This is a genomic window from Photorhabdus sp. RM96S (assembly GCF_042879335.1).
Classification (GTDB): Bacteria; Pseudomonadota; Gammaproteobacteria; order Enterobacterales; family Enterobacteriaceae; genus Photorhabdus; species Photorhabdus kayaii.
This window is the reverse complement of the sequence record NZ_JBHFKT010000043.1, coordinates 13,181-32,503: the sequence shown is the minus strand read 5'-3', so window position 1 is coordinate 32,503 and position 19,323 is coordinate 13,181. Positions and strand designations below refer to the sequence as shown.

The window sequence follows — 19,323 nt, the reverse complement described above, 5'->3', positions numbered from 1 at the left end:
TACTTACAATTACCGTAAAGCATCCATTTAATTAAGCGGTAGCATCTGAAATCAATTGGGTTGCCGGCACATCCTGTCCAAATCCTCGCAACCCTACCACATGCACATGTTCGTGGTTTTTAAACACTTTACGCACCAGTTTATAGGTGGTTCCTTTTTCAGGACTGATATTTTCCGGGGCAGCGATAATTAACTGCATTTGCAGTCGTTCGCATAGTTCAAACAGAGTGGCAATGGATTTGGCATCCAGACGCGCCGCTTCATCGAGGAATAGCAACCGACAAGGGGAAATATCTTTACCTCGCAAACGGCGGGATTCTTCTTCCCAACTCTGCACCACCATCACCAAAATGGACATGCCGGTACCGATCGCTTCACCAGTAGACAACGCCCCACTCTCTGCTTTTAACCAGCCATCAGATCCACGGTTAACTTCAACATCCAGTTCCAGATAGTTGCGATAATCCAACAACTCTTCACCTATGGTTTGCGGCAAGCGCTGCCCCATATCTACTTGCGGATTCAGACGCTGATAAAGTTTTGCCATTGCTTCCGAGAAGGTAAATCGCTGGCTGTTAAATAGATCCTGATGCTGTTCTTGCTGTTCAGAAAGCACATCCAGCAATATCGCGTGGCTTTCACGCACGTTTACATTCAACCGCACACCACGGACTTGTCCGAAGGAGACCGCTTGTAATCCTTGGTTTAGCATGCGGATGCGGTTCTGCTCACGTTGAATGGTTTTGCGGATAATATTCGCCACACTCTTCGAACTGATGGCTAATTTCTGCTCGCGAGCGGTCAGCTCTTCTGTCAAACGAGCCAGCTCAATTTCCATCTGTTCAATGGCATCAACCGGATCGTCAGTGCGGATAATATCTTGACGAATGCGTTCGCGCAGGTGCTGATAAACGGCAATAAAGAACTGAACTTTACGTTCAGGGCGTTTGGGATCTTCGGACAAACGCAAGGCATCACGCAGATGTTCGTTATCAGCCACCGCCAGACGCAATGCACCCAACGCCTTATCCGACATGGAACGTAACGCGCCACCGTCCATATAAGCCAGTTCACGGCGATGCAGACGACGCTCAACACCATTATCTTTCACCATCCGCATCACCGCGCACCAGCCCGCTTTGGCAGAAACCACCTGTTCACGGATTTGATGGTAATCGCGTTCCAGTTTACGCAGTTTCTTCTGCAAGCTATCCATTTCCGCTTCGCAAAAGGCGATCTGCTTCTCAAGCTGATTGACTCTGGAACGGTTAGTGCTGAGCGCCTCATGGAGCCGATCACGGCGCTCGCGGGCACGCATTTCAGCATTCGCATCCGCTTGAACACCAATCTCTTTCATCTCCTGTTCCAGCTCTTTCAGCATATCCTGTTTGGTTTCATAGGAACTTTTCAGGGATGCCAGCACTTGGTTAAATTGGGAATACTGCGCTTGCTGTTGACGCAGTTGTTCGCGGGCGCGGCTGCGATCCGATTCCGCGTGTTCCAGACGCTGACGCAGTTTGTCATTCAGATCCGCATTTTCACTGAGCATACCGGCAGAATCACTGTAGCTAAAATGCGCGCGACGCTGTACCACTTCCACCAGCGCAAAAGCCCGTTGTTTAGCCTGATGCTGGCTCTGTTTGGCCGTTTCATAGTCCCGTTGCAACTGTTCATGCTGCTGTGGATCGCTTTGCAGAACAGCAACCATCGGTTCCAACTTCGCTAATGACGAACCATGTTGTTGCAGGAAACGAGCCGCTTCCTGCGCTTCTTCCAGCTCTTCGCGTATCTCTTCTACGCGATCGATTAAGGTTTCATCCAGCAATAGCGTCACTTGAGGGATCAGGCGATTTAATGTCGTCAGGCTCTCTTTAGCCTGAGTATATTGCTGACGCTGTTGTTGGGTCTGCTCTTCAAACCGGGATAGTTCACGTTCGAGTTCTGTGTGACGCTGCCGCAGTTCGCGGATTTCGGCTTCCGGATCGGCATCAAATGCCACAGACAGGTGTTTACCCACAAACTGACTGAATGCTTGATGCGCACGTTGGATTTTCTGCACATCAAAAGAGAGCGTAGCATAACGCTCTGCCAAGGTATCTCGTTCCAGATTCAAGGCTTCTAGACGGTTTTCTCTGGCAGCACGGCCAAACAATGGCAATTCAGGATAACGGGAATAACGCCATTGGCGGTCAGAAGATTTGACCAATACCGCATTTTCCTGCTCTTCGGCACTAAATACGCTGTCATCAAAGGATTGCGGATCTCCTTCAATTAGATAGAGATCTTCCGGGCAATCTTCCAGCGCTTCAAGGTGTGGACGAACCAGAGAAAGATCGGGCACCACAATGCCATGTCGAGCTGGCCCATACAAGGCAGAGAAGTACGGTGCATCATCAATGGTGATGTCGTCATAAATTTCTGACAGCAAAACTCCACCGAAACGTTCCGCCAGCGCAATCATCCGGCTATCTTCCGCTCCGCTCGGTTGACTGAGGCGCTCGATCTGCTTTTCCAACTCACGTTTTTGCGCCGCAACTTCATCTCGCTCTACCGTGGCTTCACGTTCACGTTCAAGCAACTGCTGCATATATTCCGTCACGTCATTACTGCTCGCCAGCGCTTCACCATTCTGTTCACACAGTTGGCTCAGGGTATCCTGCGCAGCCAGCCAGACCGGGGCACGGGCAGTCAGTGACTGAATTTTCTGTTTCAGTTGTTCAAGCGCCTGACGCATCTCCATACGGCGTTCACCGCTTTCATTAACGCTTAGGCTTAGTGCTTCCTGACGAGCTTCAAGTTCATTTTGTAATCCTTCCAGATCTTCAACCTGATATTGCTGCCCCTGGCGTTTACAAAATTCGTTTAATAAAAACTCTGCATTTTGTTGGTTGGTCAGGCGCTGCTCCAGTTCAGCCAATCGCATTCGCAATGGCGGCACACGATCCGCAAGATGTTGCTGTGACGGCCAGTCACGCAGCAATTCACGAGCTCTCTGCCACGCTTCACTGCGGCTGATTTCACCAACCATGTTTTTCACCAGTTGATATGCCTGCTCAAACTGGCTATGAGCCGCATCAGCAACACTTAATTTCTGTTCCAGCGCCAACAGGGCTTCTGTCGCCTGTTGCTCTTTAGCCTGAAAGGTTTCCAGCCATGTTTCTGCATTATCAGCGGCAAGATCCGGTAACCGACAAAGCTCACGAGCACGTTCCAGCGCTTGTAACGCCTGTTGATACTGAATAGCGCGAGTTTGCTGAACATCCAGTGCTTGCTGGTAATCTGCCAACTGGTTTTTCAGCTCATCGACTTCCTGTTCCGCCGCTTCCGCTCTGGCTTCATATTCAGATTGAAGTTCCGCTGCTTCTTCAACAACCTCAGTTTGCTCTTCCAGACGGTAAGAAAGTTCTTCCAGATCTCCCTGATAACGGTCAATTTTTTCCTGCTGGCGCATGGCTGTCTGCACCAAATTCAGATGATCACTGGCGGCCTGATGATCAGCTTCTAAATCAACAGAAGCTCCACTCTGCTCCGCCAGTTCCCGCGCCATTTCGACATGGCGATACTGTTCGGTTGCCAGTTGCCTATGGCTACCAAATAGCTCTCCACGCAATGCCAGTGCCTGATCCAGATGGGTGCGACGCTCATTGGCATGGCGCATGTAATCAGCGGAAACGTAAGAAGTTGCTTCGGTAATCAAATGCTTAAACAGATCGCGATCAGATTGAGTTACCCGGATAGCCTCCAGTGTTATACGGTTTTCACGCAGCGCCGCTTCCATATCCTGAAATGCCTTGCGAACACCACTGTTTTCCGGCAACAGGTAATCGCGCAGGGAACGGGTAATGGCGCTGGAAATACCGCCATACAGGGAAGCTTCGATCAGACGATAAAATTTACTACGATCACTTGCTGAACGCAGGCGTTTGGGTATCACTCCCAAATCAAACATCAGCGCATGATAATCTGTGATGGAGTTAAATTGTTTGAACTGCACACCTTCCATCTCATCAAGGCGATCTTTCAGTTCATTCAGTGGCAATACCCGCGCCTGTCTTTCACCCACATTTTCAGTCAATAACTGCGTAGGTTGAATAGCGGTTGGCAACCCTTGAATCATAAAAGGTTTGATATCGACCTTACGGTCACGCCCCGCCACTTGTTGCAATCTCACCCCAACCACCACCCGCTGATGGCGGGAGTTAATCACATCCAAGGTTGAGTAACAGACCCCCGCCCGCAATTTGCCGTGCAAACCTTTATCACGAGAACCGGAAGTGGCACCGGCTTCGGTGGTGTTACGGAAATGCAACAAGGTTAAATCAGGGATCAGCGCAGTGACAAAAGCCGCCATCGTGGTGGATTTACCCGCCCCATTACCGCCTGATAAGGTGGTCACTAATTCATCAAGATCAAATGTTCTGGCAAAAAAGCCATTCCAGTTAACCAGCGTCAGTGAACGAAATTTACCGCGTTCAATCATAGTTGTTCATCTCCCGCACCTTCTGCTGAGTTATCCGGTGTTTCATCATTTTCACTGTCATCAAGCGACAAACCGCCTTCAATCGGCATTGCCTCACCGTCACGGATCATCCTCAGTTGTACTTCACGAGGATCGTCGCCACTGCGCACATCCGCACCAAAACGGAATACCGCCTCAGTAATGGTAAATTTGTTGTTGTCATTTGGCAGGATATAGACCATCCCCAGACGACGCAGACGGTTCAGTGTCGTGCGCACTTTTTCCTGCAATTTCTGTTTATCCAAATCGGAACCGGAGGAGCGTTGGTTGACAAACTTCATCAACTTGCCCTCATCGGCCAGTGAGATCAGCTCTTCGTACAGCTCTTGAGCAGTAAAAATCCCCTGATTAGCCAGACGTTCCGGGCTGAGATAGAGATAACAAAGAATTTTTCCTACCATCATATCCAGCTCTGATAATACCGAACGCGGGATCAATGTGGTTGAACGGGGCCGCAGATAGAAGAAACCTTCTGGCGCACGGATCAACTCCACATTATAGCGGGCGTAAAATTCCTCCAATTGCTCCTGAAAATCCATCAGATAAGCGTGATTATCAAGATCATCCATCCCGATATGACGACCCGCACGAAGCTGGCTATCCAGTTCCGGGAAAAGTGAATTGGCTAACGCCTGTGCCAGTTTAACTGGCATAAATTGTTCAATATGTGTCGATGACATGTGCCTGTACCTTGGCTCCGTAATCATTAATCGCTAACCATTCCGCTGGCAGCCCAGAGAAATCCGCTTCTGCCACACCCAATCGCACAGCCTGATCCACCAAAATACGCGCCACATCAAAGTGACGAGAGAGCGGATGCTGAGCAAGGTAATCCCTTAACACTGCACCTAAATCCAGTGGACGCTGTTCCTGCTGATATATCAACAGCGCTTTTTCAATCATTTCTGCCAGTCGTTCGTTTATTTCACTGAATTCTTCATATTCCAGCGCTAACGGCAGTTCACCCGTGACTTCTTCATTACGTAACGTCAATTCTTCGTCCCGCATATCCAGCAAACGTTCGGCGTTAGCAATGGTGAGGGTCCACGGGTTATCAAAATAGTGTTGAACTGATTGACGTAAGCGCTGAGAGAAAATACGGTTTTTATCCATATCAATCGCGGTACGGATAAATTTGTGAACGTGACGATCGTAGCCAATCCATAAATCAATCGCCTGCTGACCCCAACTGATAATACGATCCAGTTTGCTTTGCAGATCAAATACCAGTTTATCAACCAGTTCTGATCCACCACTGTCCATATTGGCTTCCTGAATGCGCAGCAAATTAGCCTGTAATTTGTCTCCAGCCGCTTCTAGTGTGTCCTGAAGTTCCCGCAACGTACCCGATGTTTCGGATAACAGTTGCTCACAGTTGGCAATCGCTGCCTGCCAATCTTGATTCAGCAACGCCGCAATATCTTCTTTAACCGAGCTTTGCTGCTCGTCCATTACGCGCTGAGACATGTCGATGCTGTCGAAGATTTCCGCCACAGAATATTTCAGCGGTGCAAAAACATTACGGTGCCAATGAAATTCATCTCCCTTTTCTTCTGCCGCTTCTGCTGCCCGGTGTAACTCACTCGCCACCACCGAAAGTTGCATCGAAAGACGTAAGGTAGAAAATTCCCGCTGACGAATGTAGTAGTCACTGATACTTATTCCAAGCGGGGTTAAGCGATAGATTGCATGGTTATCGGCCAATTCACTGGTGAAACGGTTAAGAAGTTTCTGACGCACCATGTCATTGATAGCATTGTTGGCCCGTACGGCGACAGATTCTGTGGTCTGCTCAAATCCTTTGCAAACTTCACGAAAAGCATCAACCAGCTCCCCTTCGCTCATCTCGCCATCCAGACGCTCGCTGTTCAACACCGCAATTGCCATCAGAAAAGCCAGCCTTTCTACAGGCAAGGAGATGGAAAAGTCGTTTTTCCTGGCCCAAGACACCAGTTCCGGGACAGTCTGGGAATATTCACTCATAATTTGTCCTTTAAACTGTTAAAGCTGGCTTGCGTGCCATAACATGAATGTAGCGCCCCAGGCTGATATAAGGCTCCTGTCGGCAATAACGCTGTTCTAATTCCAGCAACGCCGGAAAGTTTTCGCTCTGTAATTGGCGATTTTGCAAATAATCGTGAAAAACACGCACACCGGTTTTGCCGGTAATCGTCATATTTAATTCATCAAGCCATTGATATACCTGCTCTGGTGCCAATGGATTCTGAGGCGATAATGAACGTTTTCTGCGACGTTGTATATTGGGTGTCGCCAAATGAAAATTACCTAAAATAGCATTACGCATAACCAAACCATTGGCATTGTAAAACATTAAAGATAGAGCGCCACCCGGATTAATGATATTCATTAGCACTTCTATTACATATTTCTGATCGGTAATCCACTCAAGTACTGCATGGAATAATACCAAATCTACCGGTTGCTCTATATATTGGCTAATTTCTTGTACCGGACTTTGTATAAATTGCATATTTTGGCTGACCCCTTTCTCTTCCGCGGCCAGCCTTGCCCGCTGGATCATCTCTTCTGATAAATCACACAATATCACTTGATGACCCAATTCAGCTAATTGGCATGCTATATTTCCCTCACCACCACCCGCATCTAAAATACGCAGTGGACGTTGAGGTAATTGAGCCAGTAATTCGCTAATATCCTGCCAGACAACGGCTTGCCTGATTTTACCTTTGGTTGTGCCGTAAATATTACGAGAGAATTTGTCTGCAATATCATCGAAATTGCGATCCCGCATGAAAAACTGCCTCACTAATGGAATAGATCTGATTTATCTGTTGAGATTTCATTACGCTGACTGCTATTTTGGCACAGCATTCGTTGATATAACTACTTTTGACGACAAACTGTGAACCACATGGCTATAATTCAACCAAATTAAGGCAAATAGATGCAATTTTTATTTAAAAAGTACCTCGGTGCAATGGTGATGCCTCTGCCATTAATATTGCTAATTTCACTTGCTGCTTTATTACTGCTGTGGTTTACCCGTTGGCAAAAAACAGGAAAAATGGTTCTAACATTCAGTTGGCTCACGCTACTTCTGCTAAGTTTGCAACCTGTTGCCGATAAGCTGCTGTTACCACTGGAATCGGTTTATGCTAACAGCGACCAATCTGATCCCAATCACAATCCACCGGTTGATTATATCGTCGTTCTTGGTGGTGGCTTCACTTATAACCCAAATTGGGCACCCAGTTCAAACTTACTTAACAACAGTTTGCCACGAGTGACAGAAGGTATTCGCCTATATCGCCTGAACCCCGGCTCTAAAATGGTCTTTACCGGCGGTAAAGGGGCGAATGTTAAAAGTAGCGCTGAAGTTGCCGCTATCGTAGCCCAATCGCTCGGCGTGCCCGCAGAAGATACGATTGCACTAACAAAGCCAATGGATACTGAGCAAGAAGCCAATGAAGTTAAGAAACTGATTGGTAACCAACCCTTTATTTTAGTAACTTCCGCCAATCATATGCAGCGAGCAATCACTTTCTTTAAACAACATGGGTTGAACCCCATTCCCGGCCCAGCTAACCAATTAGCGATCACTTCACCATTACATCCTTGGGAAAAATATCTGCCCTCAGCTTACTTTCTATCTCATTCAGAGCGAGTATGGTATGAAACTTTAGGCATCCTCTGGCAACGCATTAAACCGTCGAAGGATCTGGAACACCCACAAAAGTCAGAGCATTCTCAGCCGTTAAATAATCCTCAAGCGACTTCTTGAAGCAAGAAGATGGATAGAGAAACGAAAGCGCGATAGAAATAAACAATATAGAAATAAACAACAATGAATGACGCGCTTTCGTTAATCAAAAAATAAGTTCAAACAACCAATCAGATTTCAGTAAACACTTTTCTGATTGCTGCCAAATCTTCCGGCGTATCAACGCCCACTCCCGGCGCTTTTAATGCAATCCCCACATGAATTTTTTCGCCATACCAAAGTACCCGCAGTTGTTCCAGCATTTCAATTTGCTCCAACGGGCTCGGCTTCCATTGCACATAGCGACGGATAAAACCCGCGCGATAGGCATAAATACCAATATGACGCAGGAAATTGTCCCCAATCGTTTCCCGTGATTGAATAAAACGGTCACGCTCCCAGGGAATGGTTGCTCTGGAGAAATAGAGCGCATAACCCTGTTTATCCATAACGACTTTCACAGCATTAGGGTTAAAAGCTTCCTCCGCATCATGAATCTGTACAGCCAACGTTGCCATTCCCGCTTTACAACCCGCCAAATTCTCTGCAACCTGTTTAATGATCTCTTCGGGAATTAATGGTTCATCCCCTTGAACATTAACGATAATTTCATCATCGGAAAATTGATATTTGTTGATAACCTCAGCTAACCGTTCAGTACCAGAATGGTGATTTTCCTTGGTCAGACACGCCTCTCCACCGGCAGCCACAACAGCATCAACAACGTCGTGATTATCTGTTGCCACAATGACGCGTGCAGCACCTGAACGCTTCGCCCGCTCCATAACACGGACAATCATCGGCTTGCCGTGAATATCGGCTAAAGGTTTACCGGGTAAACGGGTTGAAGCAAAGCGAGCAGGAATAATAACGGTGAACATCTCTTATTTTTCCTCATCCAGAGGTAATTCACGGGCTTCGTGCTCTAACAGGACGGGAATACCATCACGTACAGGAAACGCAAGTCGATCCAACTTACAAATGAGTTCAAAATTCTCTTTATCGTAACTGAGTTTTCCGTTACATACAGGGCAGGCAATAATTTCGAGTAAACGGTGATCCATACATCCTCCAATTATGGAGCTTTAATTTAGTGCAACTCAGAATAACATAAGCTTGGTATCATCGTTAACTCTTGTTATACCTGTTATCTTTCAAGTTGCCTCTTTGTTGGCTGCACTCGCTGACCCCGGTCACATAGTTCTCTATGCTTCCAGGGATTCGTCCTTGCCGTCGCGATGCATCTTGAAATCCATAGGGTATATTTACTTAATATTTTTATTCATCTCCAATAACGAACAAATCTTGTTCAGCATTATCTCTCCCTTTTCCTGAGGTAACCGAGCATCTACTGGTAAATACCACCAATTTGGCTGAGCAAAACTAAAACACTTAACCGCATCTTTTTCTGTCATCAGTAAATTCTGGTTGATATCAGCCAGATGACACAATTGATCTTCTGCGTACAGTTGATGGTCGGCAAATGCGTACTCCTTTTGTAGGTCAGCACCTAACTGCTGCAAGGTCGCAAAGAACCGAGGTGGATGGCCGATTCCAGCCATCGCAACAGCACAAGGTATCAGATTCACAGCTCGTTTTTCACCGCTCACCATATTCACAGCTAACTCGCCAGCTAATGTCATGGATAATTCACCTGGCTGAGGAGTACCACCGTTGGTGATAATAGCATTAACCCTGTTCAACCGCCCAGATAGTTCACGCATTGGGCCTGCCGGAAGCCACCAACCATTCCCAAAACGGCGCACGCCATCAATAACCGCAATTTCAAAATCCCGCTGCAAAGCATAGTGCTGTAAGCCATCATCAGTCACGATGATATCCAGTGGCGTGTCTGCCAGTAATGCTTTCACTGCTGCAACCCGTTTTGGCGCAACAGCCACTGGTGCGCCAGTACGACGATGAATTAATACCGGTTCATCACCGGCTTGAGCCGTAGTGATATTTTCAGTCACCAACAGAGGATAACTTTCCGCTTTACCCCCATAGCCGCGGGAAACAACACCAACCCGATAACCTTTTTTCTGCAACTGCTCCACCAGCCAAATAACCACCGGCGTTTTACCATTACCGCCGGTAGTTAGATTACCCACCACCACCACAGGCACAGGCGCTTTCCAGGCTTGCCTCAACCCTGTTTTATAACTCAACCACCGTAAGCCACTTATCAGCCCGTAAAGGGCTGAAAAAGGTAATAACAGCAAATAAAGCCATGAGCGGCCTGACCATATGCGCTCAATCATTGACCAAATTGCATCCGATGTAGTTGTGAGTAAACACCATTTCGCTCCAACAGAGAGAGATGGTTACCCCGTTCAACAATATGCCCATCTTCAATCACCAGAATTTCATCCGCGTTTTCAATGGTTGATAGACGATGTGCAATAACCAGCGAGGTTCTGTTTTTCTGCAATTCATCCAGTGCAGCCTGAATTGCCCGTTCAGATTCCGTGTCCAGCGCCGAGGTTGCCTCATCAAGAATCAAAACCGGAGAATCACGCAACAAGGCACGTGCGATAGCAATACGCTGACGTTGGCCGCCAGAAAGCAGTACACCATTCTCACCGATCATCGTATCCAAGCCGTTATCTAACTTCCTGATGAAGTCCATTGCATAAGCCATCTCAGCGGCTTTCTCAATCTCTTCACGGCTGTATCGGTTTTCACTGGCATAAGCAATATTATTCGCTACCGTGTCATTAAATAGATGCACATTCTGCGATACCAGAGCAACCTGTCCACGCAAGGAAGAGAGCGTATATTCCCGCAAGTCATGCCCATCCAGCAAAATATTACCTTCGTTGACATCATAAAAACGGGTCAGCAAATTCGCTATTGTGGATTTACCAGAACCAGAACGCCCTACCAAAGCAACAATTTTTCCCGCCGGGATATAAATGGAAATATTTTGTAACGCCGGTAATTCCTTGGTTGGATAGCAGAAAGTCACATTACGGAATTCAATATCACCGTTCGCTTTTTTCAGCTCCAGCTTACCGTCATCTTTTTCCTGTTCCATATCCAGAATCGAAAACAGAGTCTGACAGGCGGCCATGCCTCGCTGGAATTGCGCATTAACATTAGTCAATGATTTCAATGGACGCATCAACGCAATCATTGATGAAAATACGACCGTAATTTTACCCGCTGTCAGTGTTTCCATAATATCCGGGAAACTTGCTGCATACAGGACAAAGGCCAAAGCAAACGAGGCAATAAGCTGAATGATGGGATCAGAAATTGATGAAGCAGAAACCATTTTCATGCCTTGCTGACGCATATGGTTACTGACTTTATTAAAGCGCTCAGTTTCTACGTTCTGCCCGCCAAAAATGAGCACTTCTTTATGCCCTTTCAACATCTGCTCAGCACTGGCTGTGACTTGCCCCATGCTATTCTGCATATTTTTACTAATACTGCGAAATCGCTTCGATACCACGCGAATCACCAATGACACAATCGGCGCAATCACAATCAGGATCAGAGATAATTGCCAGCTATAGTAAAACATCAAAATAAACAGGCCGATTATGGATGCCCCTTCCCTGACCACAGTAATCAGTGCACTGGAAGAGGAGGAGGCCACTTGTTCAGAATCATAAGTGATACGGGAAAGCAGCGTCCCTGTAGATTGCTGATCAAAAAATGACACCGGCATCCCCATCATATGGCTGAACAGACGGCGACGCATCTGCATTACCACTTTACCGGAGACCCAAGATATACAATAACTTGATACAAACCCGGATAGCCCTCGCATAATCATTAAAGCAATCACAATCAGTGGCATCCATTTCAGTACATCACTGCTTGCTTTGCCGAAACCTTCATCAAGTAAAGGCTTAAGCAATGAAAGCATTAACGTATCACCGGCAGCATTAAGGATCAGTGCAACCGCAGCAACTATCAGCCCAATTCTGAACGGAGAGACAATTGGCCATAGTCGGCGAAACGTCTGCCAGGTAGAAAGGTCTTTATCATTCATTATTGAGTTACCAACACAAAAAGAAATAGCGGGTTATTCTACTCATGATCACTACGAATACCAAACCACTGATGATACCAACGTGACATAATTTGTTGCCTATAGCTCATCATTTCAACATGATCGCCATAAAAATAACCCGTTATCTGCCCGGATACCGCGGTACTACGCCATTCTGCCCCAATTTTACGATAACGTCGCTGCACTTTAACCGAAGGAAGTCGCCACGGGCTATAACGTGCAACAGAGGCCAGTGCATATTGTGGTGAGACGGTATGAATAAAAGCGGCTGTAGATGACGTGTTACTACCATGATGTGGAACCTGCAATACGGTCGATCTTAAATTCTCTTTTTCTATTCCCAATAGCTTATATTCCCCTTGCTTTTCCAGATCTCCGGTTAAAAGCAAGCTATGTTTGCCATCTTCTACCCGAATGACACAAGATTCGTCATTACCTGCGTGTAATGATCTTACCGGCGGCCATAATACACGGAAGCTCAACCCCTGCCAGAGCCACTGTTCACCGCGTATACATGGCAGATGTTGCTGATTAATTAAAGAACTTCTCACAGCAATACCTGGATATTTTTGTTGTAAGGATTCTAACCCACCGGTATGGTCAAGATGATCATGACTGATAATAATCTGTTCTGGCGTTAATCGATGCCAACGCAAATAAGGGATTATCACCCTTTCTGCCATACTGCCAGTTTCCCAACGATTAGCGGTATCAAAAATCAGCGCCTTGCCATCTTTTTCAATGATAACCGCAAGCCCGTGCCCAACATCCAGCATAGAAAATCGCCACAGATATTCTTCGTTGCGCCTCAGATAGCAGAGCATTATCCCTAAAGAAATGCCAATCAGTAACTTATATGATTGCCACCAAGCAAATCGCCAAATGATGACAACAAACCAGCCAATAAACGTTATTAATAGAGGAAAACGACCCGTTTCATTCCATGACTGTTGCAAAACTGGCAAAGGAATTAAAGAGAAGGTTACAGAGTAATCGACTAATTGCCATAATAACGCATGAATAAGAGAACAAAAATGACTTATTAATGCCAGCATAATCAACGGAACAGTAATAAAAGAGATGATTGGCACAGCCCAGAAGTTAGCAAATAACGCGGCAAAATTGACACCATGAAATAATAATAGCTGGAGAGGAATAAGCATCAGCATCATACCCATTTGCATATATAACCCGCGCAGCCATAGCCATTTCCAACCATAACGAAATGGCTCAATCAACGGCGCCCAAAAGAACCAGAACATTATCGCCATCACAGCAAAGAAGGAGAGCCAGAAGCTGTCAGAAAGCACAGTCAGGGGATCAAATAAGAGAATCATTGCGGCTGTCCACAATGCCCACTGCCAAGGGAAACAGAGAATATTTCTGTAACGTAAATATAGCCAGAGCGTTAAACCCAGTAATGCACGAATAGCCGGAATGCCCCAACCCGATAACCAGACGTAATTTATTGCCACTATCCAACCGATAATCAATGGAAATCTGTGCCCTATCCAGTGTACGGGAAAGAAGAGTTGTAATAATCTTGCCATCCACCAACCAAACATACTGGCAACAGTAATATGCAACCCTGAAATAGCCATAAGGTGAGCCGTACCTGTTTGTTGTAATAATAAATTATCCTCCTTACTTAACCACTGACGCTCTCCGAATGCTAATGCCATCGCAATACCACTATGCTTCAATTCACGAATATCCGGTGCAATATGACTGACCAATCGCTGACGTAAGTTACATTTCCCGTCAATTAATTCAGCATGAATGACTTTCCCTGTTAAAGGTCGGCGGATAGCTAATGCCCTACGCTGGCTATCATATCCACCTTGATTTAGCTGACTATGAACTGGCCGTAATTTCATTTTCAGCCGCCATTCTTGACCAGCACACAGAGATTCAGGCGAAATATCCCAATAAGCGGAAACATACAGTGGCGGAAAAATAACTTTGTTTTCATTCTCAATAATACGCAGGATAACCCTGCCTTTCTCTTCATTATCTAATGATAAACTTTCAATAATAACCCGTGATAAATGCGCTTTTTCACTAAAATAGATTATCTGTTCGAGCAAATGATTTCCCTGCCAGCACCCAATAAGAAATGCCAGTAACGAAATTGAAACTATCCGGCAAAGGCAAAATGGTAAGAATAAGCAGAATAGAGCCAGTAATAGCAATGTCATAACCTGCCATTTCTGTGGTAACTCAGGCAGAAAAAGCAAGGGTACAATACCGACAATAATAGCTATTGCGGCCTGATTCACGCTAATGATTGGTATAGGTTGTTTCCAATTTGTTGTTATCTTATTTATCACAACTGAAAACCACATCCTTATTCATCCTTACCCTTTTATTTTTCCAGCAGAGTATTCCTTATTTTTTACAAAGCAGCCAGAAGCACAAGAAAAATTATCAAACACCTTCGCAGATTAATTTCAGGTTAACAATCATTTCAAAAATATATGCGAACAGCTTCGCAAATACAGAAACTGCCACCTGCTAATTTTTGTTTTGTGATTAAGATCGCATTGATTAAATTTAAATAATACTAAATTAATATTTCCATTCTATTTTTATATGGAAAATAATCAAAAAATCATGTTAAATACAATAAGGTGGTTTTTATGAAAAACAAAATAATTGTATCTGACTCTCTGCAAGAACATCATCTTACTAAATTATTTAATAATGAAGTGTTAGCAATCCATATAAAGAAATATGTTGATAGTCCTATTGCAAACAAGCTCTCTGATTTTTTTCTCTCTCACGAAAATCTGGAATGTCATCCTCATGATTTGAAAAAAGGAGATGAAGTTGTTTTAGTTGATTATGGTGTTGATAGAATTGGCCAGTCTTACAACACAACTTTTGGCAAATCCAAAGATAGCGATAGCTATAAAAAATATTTTGAAAATGCGTTACCGGCCATCAGAAATGTCAGAAATTTCTGTGCTCCAATGTTAGCTCCTTTCGATAAATTTCGTTTAGAACTGGACGAGATATGGTCCGCCGGAGCCAGCATTGCAAACTTTGAAGGTAAAAAGATGCATGCGGGTATTGCCAGAGTGATGAGCAGGCCGGAACGCTCTTTCATGGTTGAAAAACAACCCCATTTTGATGGCCTTCAACAACAATCGGTCAATTTGTTGGGGCAATTCTCAGTGAATATCTATATAAAAATACCTGCAAATGGAGGAGAACTTGAGCTGTGGGATGTTCCTGAAATCCCTATTACCGAGTTAATCGAAGATAATGCAGAAAATGATTGGCGAGGCACACTTCCGCCATCCATCCTTATTAAACCAGAACAAGGAGATTTGATTATAATAAACACCAGGAAACCCCATGCTATTCGTAGTTTTTCTGAAGGGTGCAGAATATCATTACAAAGCTTCATTGGATTATCACTAAATAAACATCTCATGTTATGGAATTAATTATATGGTTGGTGTAATCAGTACATTAGGAACATTTTTTATTTTAGGATTGGGAGCTGCGGCTCCCGTTGGCCCTATAAATATAGAAATTATGCGTAGACACTTGAATATCAGTTGTCTTCACGCAGTAATTTTTGGCTTAGGTGCTTGTTTTGCCGATATAATTTATTTGTTACTTTTAGGTTTTGGTATATTACAATTGTTTTCCAATACTATTTTCATGCCTATTTTTGGGTTTTTAGGAGCATTGATGGTCATTTGGTTTGGTATTACCAGCTTCATAAATAAGAAAAATGAGGAAAATATCAATATCATCTCCAAACCCTATCATAGGCAATTTTTTGATGGTGTATTGTTGACACTATTAAATCCATACAATGTTATTTTTTGGCTGTCTGTCAGCGCACAACTCAACAATATTACATCAGGTAAATATAGTTTAGCTATTGGTGCAGCAGGGACAATTATTGGCGTCATTGTTTGGGTTGCCTTTATTAATACTGTGATATTCTTCTCCAGGAAAATGTTCAGTCATCGTGTTATCAAGTTTATTAATTACACCAGCGGTATCATTCTTATTATGCTTGGAATCTATTTCTTTTCATATTCAATAACATTATTTAATCTGAAATTTTCTTAAGTCAGGAAATGCTATGCCTGAAGGTCCAATAACGTTTTTAATCAAACAAAAAGTACGCATCTGGTAAGCAAACGACAATGGCAATTCAGGGTTAGCAACAGCGAAATTGGGATAATGCTTCCCAATGTTATTACTGGCCTCGCCGATGATCTCGAAGTTGCGGATCATGGCGTCTTGCACCAACCGGTTGTTTAGGAACGCCACACCACCGACAATGATGTAAGTGCCGGGATGTTTACCACAAGTAACCTTATCTCCTTCACGAGCCGTTGCTCGCCCATCAAATGTCATGGTGTGGTCACCAGTAATAATCTGGCCGCCACACGTTGTTTTATCACCAACCAGCAGGAAATACCCTATTGCCATCTATTCACTTCTCCATTGATTTATAGCATGAAGAGTGGTTCTAACTGAAATCATCATGTTTTCACCACTTATGGATTAATAAATATTCAATGATGCAATGGATTTCACCTAAAAATATATAGGAATATTCCGAAATTTATCGAAATTAAGTGGCTTGATGCCGGTATTACCTTATATTTTTAACAATTTTTATACATTTATTTATCAAAAGCGAATATCACGAATAAATTTAAAACCAATGACGATATTAATTTTGCATACGAGTGATTTCTGGAGACACAACGTCAGATTGACAGGATTATGGGGAAGGTTTTCTCAATATAAAATTCAGCTCTATTTTTATATGAGCCTTGATTGATCAAAAAAGTGCTGACCAAAAGGCCAGCACTTTATTACTAATCTAAAACAGCACCAAAGACACTGTTTAGAATAAGCAATAACTTGTATCTTCAAACTTAATCGTAGATATTCACGCGATCACGCAACTCTTTGCCAGGTTTAAAATGGGGAACGTATTTACCTTCCAGCTCCACTTTATCACCGGTTTTAGGGTTACGACCTACGCGCGGAGCACGGTAGTGAAGAGAAAAACTGCCGAATCCGCGCACCTCTATACGTTCACCATCTGCCAATGTTATTGCCATATGGTCGAGTATTTCTTTCACTGCATCTTCAACGGTTTTGGCCGAAATATGAGATTGCTGGCCAGCAAGTCTTTCAATTAATTCAGACTTGGTCATGAGTACCTCCCTAAACTACCGTACTTGGATAACACTTACGTGTTATCCACCGTTATTCACTCGAATTATTCGCCTTTCGCTGCTTTGAAAGCTTCAGCCATTGCATTGTTTGCAAAGTTTGCGTCTTCTTGTTTGTTCACAGAAGCGATAGCGTCTTTCTCGTCAGCTTCGTCTTTAGCGCGAACAGACAGGTTGATAACGCGGTTTTTGCGATCAACACCAGTATATTTAGCTTCAACTGCATCACCCACGTTCAGAACCAGCGTTGCATCTTCAACACGGTCACGAGAAGCTTCTGATGCACGCAGGTAACCTTCAACGCCGTCAGCCAGTTCTACTGTCGCACCTTTAGCATCAACTGCGGTAACTTTACCAGTAACAATAGCACCTTTCTTGTTTACAGATAGGTAGTTATTGAATGGATCTTCTGCCAGTTGTTTAATGCCCAGAGAGATACGCTCACGCTCTGCATCTACTTGTAGAACAACAGCCGCGATTTCATCGCCTTTTTTGTATTCACGAACGGCTTCTTCTCCAGCAACGTTCCAGGAGATGTCAGACAGGTGAACCAGGCCATCAATGCCGCCATCCAGACCAATGAAGATACCAAAGTCAGTAATAGACTTGATCTTACCTTCAACACGGTCATTTTTGTTGTGAGTTTCAGCAAATAGCTGCCAAGGGTTAGATTTACACTGTTTCAGACCTAAGGAGATACGACGACGTTCTTCGTCGATATCCAGAACCATAACTTCCACAACGTCACCAACGTTAACCACTTTAGATGGGTGGATGTTTTTGTTGGTCCAGTCCATTTCTGAAACGTGTACCAGACCTTCAACGCCTTCTTCGATTTCTACGAAGCAACCGTAATCAGTCAGGTTAGTTACGCGGCCAGTCAGTTTAGTACCTTCTGGATAACGCTTAGCGATTGCTACCCAAGGATCTTCGCCCAGTTGTTTCAGGCCCAGAGATACACGGGTACGCTCACGGTCAAATTTCAGTACCTTAACTGCGATTTCATCGCCCACATTGACGATTTCACTTGGATGTTTAACACGTTTCCAAGCCATATCAGTAATGTGCAGCAAGCCATCAACGCCGCCCAGATCAACAAATGCGCCGTAGTCAGTCAGGTTCTTAACGATACCTTTAACTTCCATACCTTCTTGCAGGTTTTCCAGCAGTTGATCACGTTCTGCACTGTTTTCAGATTCGATAACAGCACGACGAGAAACCACGACGTTGTTGCGTTTCTGATCCAGTTTGATGACTTTAAACTCAAGCTCTTTACCTTCCAGGTGAGTTGTATCACGAACTGGACGAACATCAACCAGAGAACCAGGCAGGAATGCGCGGATACCGTTCAGTTCAACAGTAAAACCGCCTTTTACTTTACCGTTGATGATGCCGGTAACTGTTTCTGCGTCTTCGTAAGCTTTTTCCAGCATCAGCCACGCTTCATGGCGTTTTGCTTTCTCACGAGACAGAACAGTTTCACCAAAACCATCTTCAACAGCGTCTAGCGCAACATCAATTTCATCACCGACCTGGATTTCCAGCTCACCCTGAACATTTTTAAACTGTTCTACAGGAATAGCGGATTCTGATTTCAGACCTGCATCAACCAATACAACGTCTTTATCAATAGCAACAACGATGCCGCGAACGATAGCACCTGGACGAGTTTCAATAGATTGCAGGGATTCTTCAAAGAGTTGAGCAAAAGATTCTGTCATGTTAATGATCTTCAAGATTTTAATTTAACGTCCATTATAGCTTCCCGCCGAATGGGGTTGTTTTACATGCCCTGCTACTATTCCCTGTAACAAGGTTGTTT

General features: G+C 44.5%; 15 protein-coding genes and 1 pseudogene. 3 read left to right on the top strand and 13 right to left on the bottom strand.

The genetic code is table 11. The features are described 5' to 3' along the window. Positions 1–31: 31 nt before the first annotated feature. From mukB to cmoM, 4 genes are read right to left on the bottom strand one after another with little or no spacing between them, the layout of a single operon-like run. A complete protein-coding gene (mukB, locus tag ACGF49_RS20435) occupies positions 32–4,480 on the bottom strand; it encodes a chromosome partition protein MukB (protein ID WP_262978309.1) in 4,449 nt (1,482 codons plus the stop codon). Beyond that, entirely contained in the window at positions 4,477–5,199 is a 723-nt protein-coding gene (mukE, locus tag ACGF49_RS20430) for a chromosome partition protein MukE (RefSeq protein ID WP_262978310.1), read from the bottom strand. Before mukE ends, mukB begins: the two co-directional genes overlap by 4 nt. Continuing rightward, positions 5,180–6,502 (bottom strand): chromosome partition protein MukF, encoded by a 1,323-nt coding sequence (gene mukF, locus ACGF49_RS20425; RefSeq protein ID WP_113043181.1) that lies wholly within the window; start codon positions 6,500–6,502, stop codon positions 5,180–5,182. Before mukF ends, mukE begins: the two co-directional genes overlap by 20 nt. Positions 6,503–6,512: 10 nt before the next feature. Beyond that, positions 6,513–7,292, bottom strand: a complete 780-nt coding sequence (gene cmoM, locus ACGF49_RS20420) for a tRNA uridine 5-oxyacetic acid(34) methyltransferase CmoM (protein WP_112894781.1) — start codon at positions 7,290–7,292, stop codon at positions 6,513–6,515. Positions 7,293–7,445: 153 nt separating this feature from the next. On the opposite strand from cmoM, the gene elyC reads away from it, so the two are divergent. Then, entirely contained in the window at positions 7,446–8,282 is an 837-nt protein-coding gene (gene elyC / locus ACGF49_RS20415; protein WP_113043182.1) for an envelope biogenesis factor ElyC, read from the top strand. Positions 8,283–8,392: 110 nt separating this feature from the next. On the opposite strand, the gene kdsB is transcribed toward elyC, so the two are convergent. From kdsB to ACGF49_RS20390, 5 genes are all read right to left on the bottom strand, one after another. After that, on the bottom strand, positions 8,393–9,142 hold the full coding sequence (gene kdsB, locus ACGF49_RS20410) for a 3-deoxy-manno-octulosonate cytidylyltransferase (RefSeq protein WP_262978311.1): 750 nt from the start codon (positions 9,140–9,142) through the stop codon (positions 8,393–8,395). A 3-nt stretch (positions 9,143–9,145) separates the two neighbouring features. Next, a complete protein-coding gene (locus ACGF49_RS20405) occupies positions 9,146–9,325 on the bottom strand; it encodes a Trm112 family protein (protein ID WP_011145924.1) in 180 nt (59 codons plus the stop codon). Between the two features lie 201 nt (positions 9,326–9,526). Further along, positions 9,527–10,522, bottom strand: a complete 996-nt coding sequence (lpxK, locus tag ACGF49_RS20400) for a tetraacyldisaccharide 4'-kinase (RefSeq protein WP_113043184.1) — start codon at positions 10,520–10,522, stop codon at positions 9,527–9,529. After that, entirely contained in the window at positions 10,519–12,267 is a 1,749-nt protein-coding gene (gene msbA, locus ACGF49_RS20395; RefSeq protein ID WP_271859623.1) for a lipid A ABC transporter ATP-binding protein/permease MsbA, read from the bottom strand. The genes lpxK and msbA overlap by 4 nt, the downstream gene beginning before the upstream one ends. Positions 12,268–12,302: 35 nt before the next feature. Next, positions 12,303–14,630, bottom strand: coding sequence for a ComEC family protein (locus ACGF49_RS20390; protein WP_113043186.1), 2,328 nt, complete (start codon positions 14,628–14,630; stop codon positions 12,303–12,305). A gap of 294 nt (positions 14,631–14,924) precedes the next feature. Between ACGF49_RS20390 and ACGF49_RS20385 the strand changes: the two genes are divergently transcribed. Continuing rightward, positions 14,925–15,737, top strand: a complete 813-nt coding sequence (locus ACGF49_RS20385) for a 2OG-Fe(II) oxygenase (RefSeq protein WP_113043187.1) — start codon at positions 14,925–14,927, stop codon at positions 15,735–15,737. Between the two features lie 4 nt (positions 15,738–15,741). After that, the gene (locus ACGF49_RS20380) at positions 15,742–16,377 is read left to right on the top strand and encodes a LysE family translocator (protein ID WP_113043188.1); all 636 of its coding nucleotides are present in this window, start codon (positions 15,742–15,744) and stop codon (positions 16,375–16,377) included. Here the strand turns inward: ACGF49_RS20380 and ACGF49_RS20375 are convergent. From ACGF49_RS20375 to rpsA, 4 genes and pseudogenes are all read right to left on the bottom strand, one after another. Then, on the bottom strand, positions 16,354–16,581 hold the full coding sequence (locus ACGF49_RS20375) for a DUF86 domain-containing protein (RefSeq protein ID WP_262978315.1): 228 nt from the start codon (positions 16,579–16,581) through the stop codon (positions 16,354–16,356). The two genes, ACGF49_RS20380 and ACGF49_RS20375, sit on opposite strands and share 24 nt — an antisense overlap. Further along, positions 16,576–16,743, bottom strand: a pseudogene (locus tag ACGF49_RS20370) (PAAR domain-containing protein); the annotation flags it as partial. The pseudogene ACGF49_RS20370 and the gene ACGF49_RS20375, both read right to left, overlap by 6 nt. A 455-nt stretch (positions 16,744–17,198) precedes the next feature. Beyond that, entirely contained in the window at positions 17,199–17,483 is a 285-nt protein-coding gene (gene ihfB / locus ACGF49_RS20365) for an integration host factor subunit beta (RefSeq protein WP_011145915.1), read from the bottom strand. A gap of 65 nt (positions 17,484–17,548) precedes the next feature. Continuing rightward, positions 17,549–19,222: a 30S ribosomal protein S1 gene (gene rpsA / locus ACGF49_RS20360; RefSeq protein WP_113043189.1), complete on the bottom strand. Its 1,674-nt coding sequence runs from the start codon at positions 19,220–19,222 to the stop codon at positions 17,549–17,551. Between the last annotated feature and the right edge of the window lie 101 nt (positions 19,223–19,323).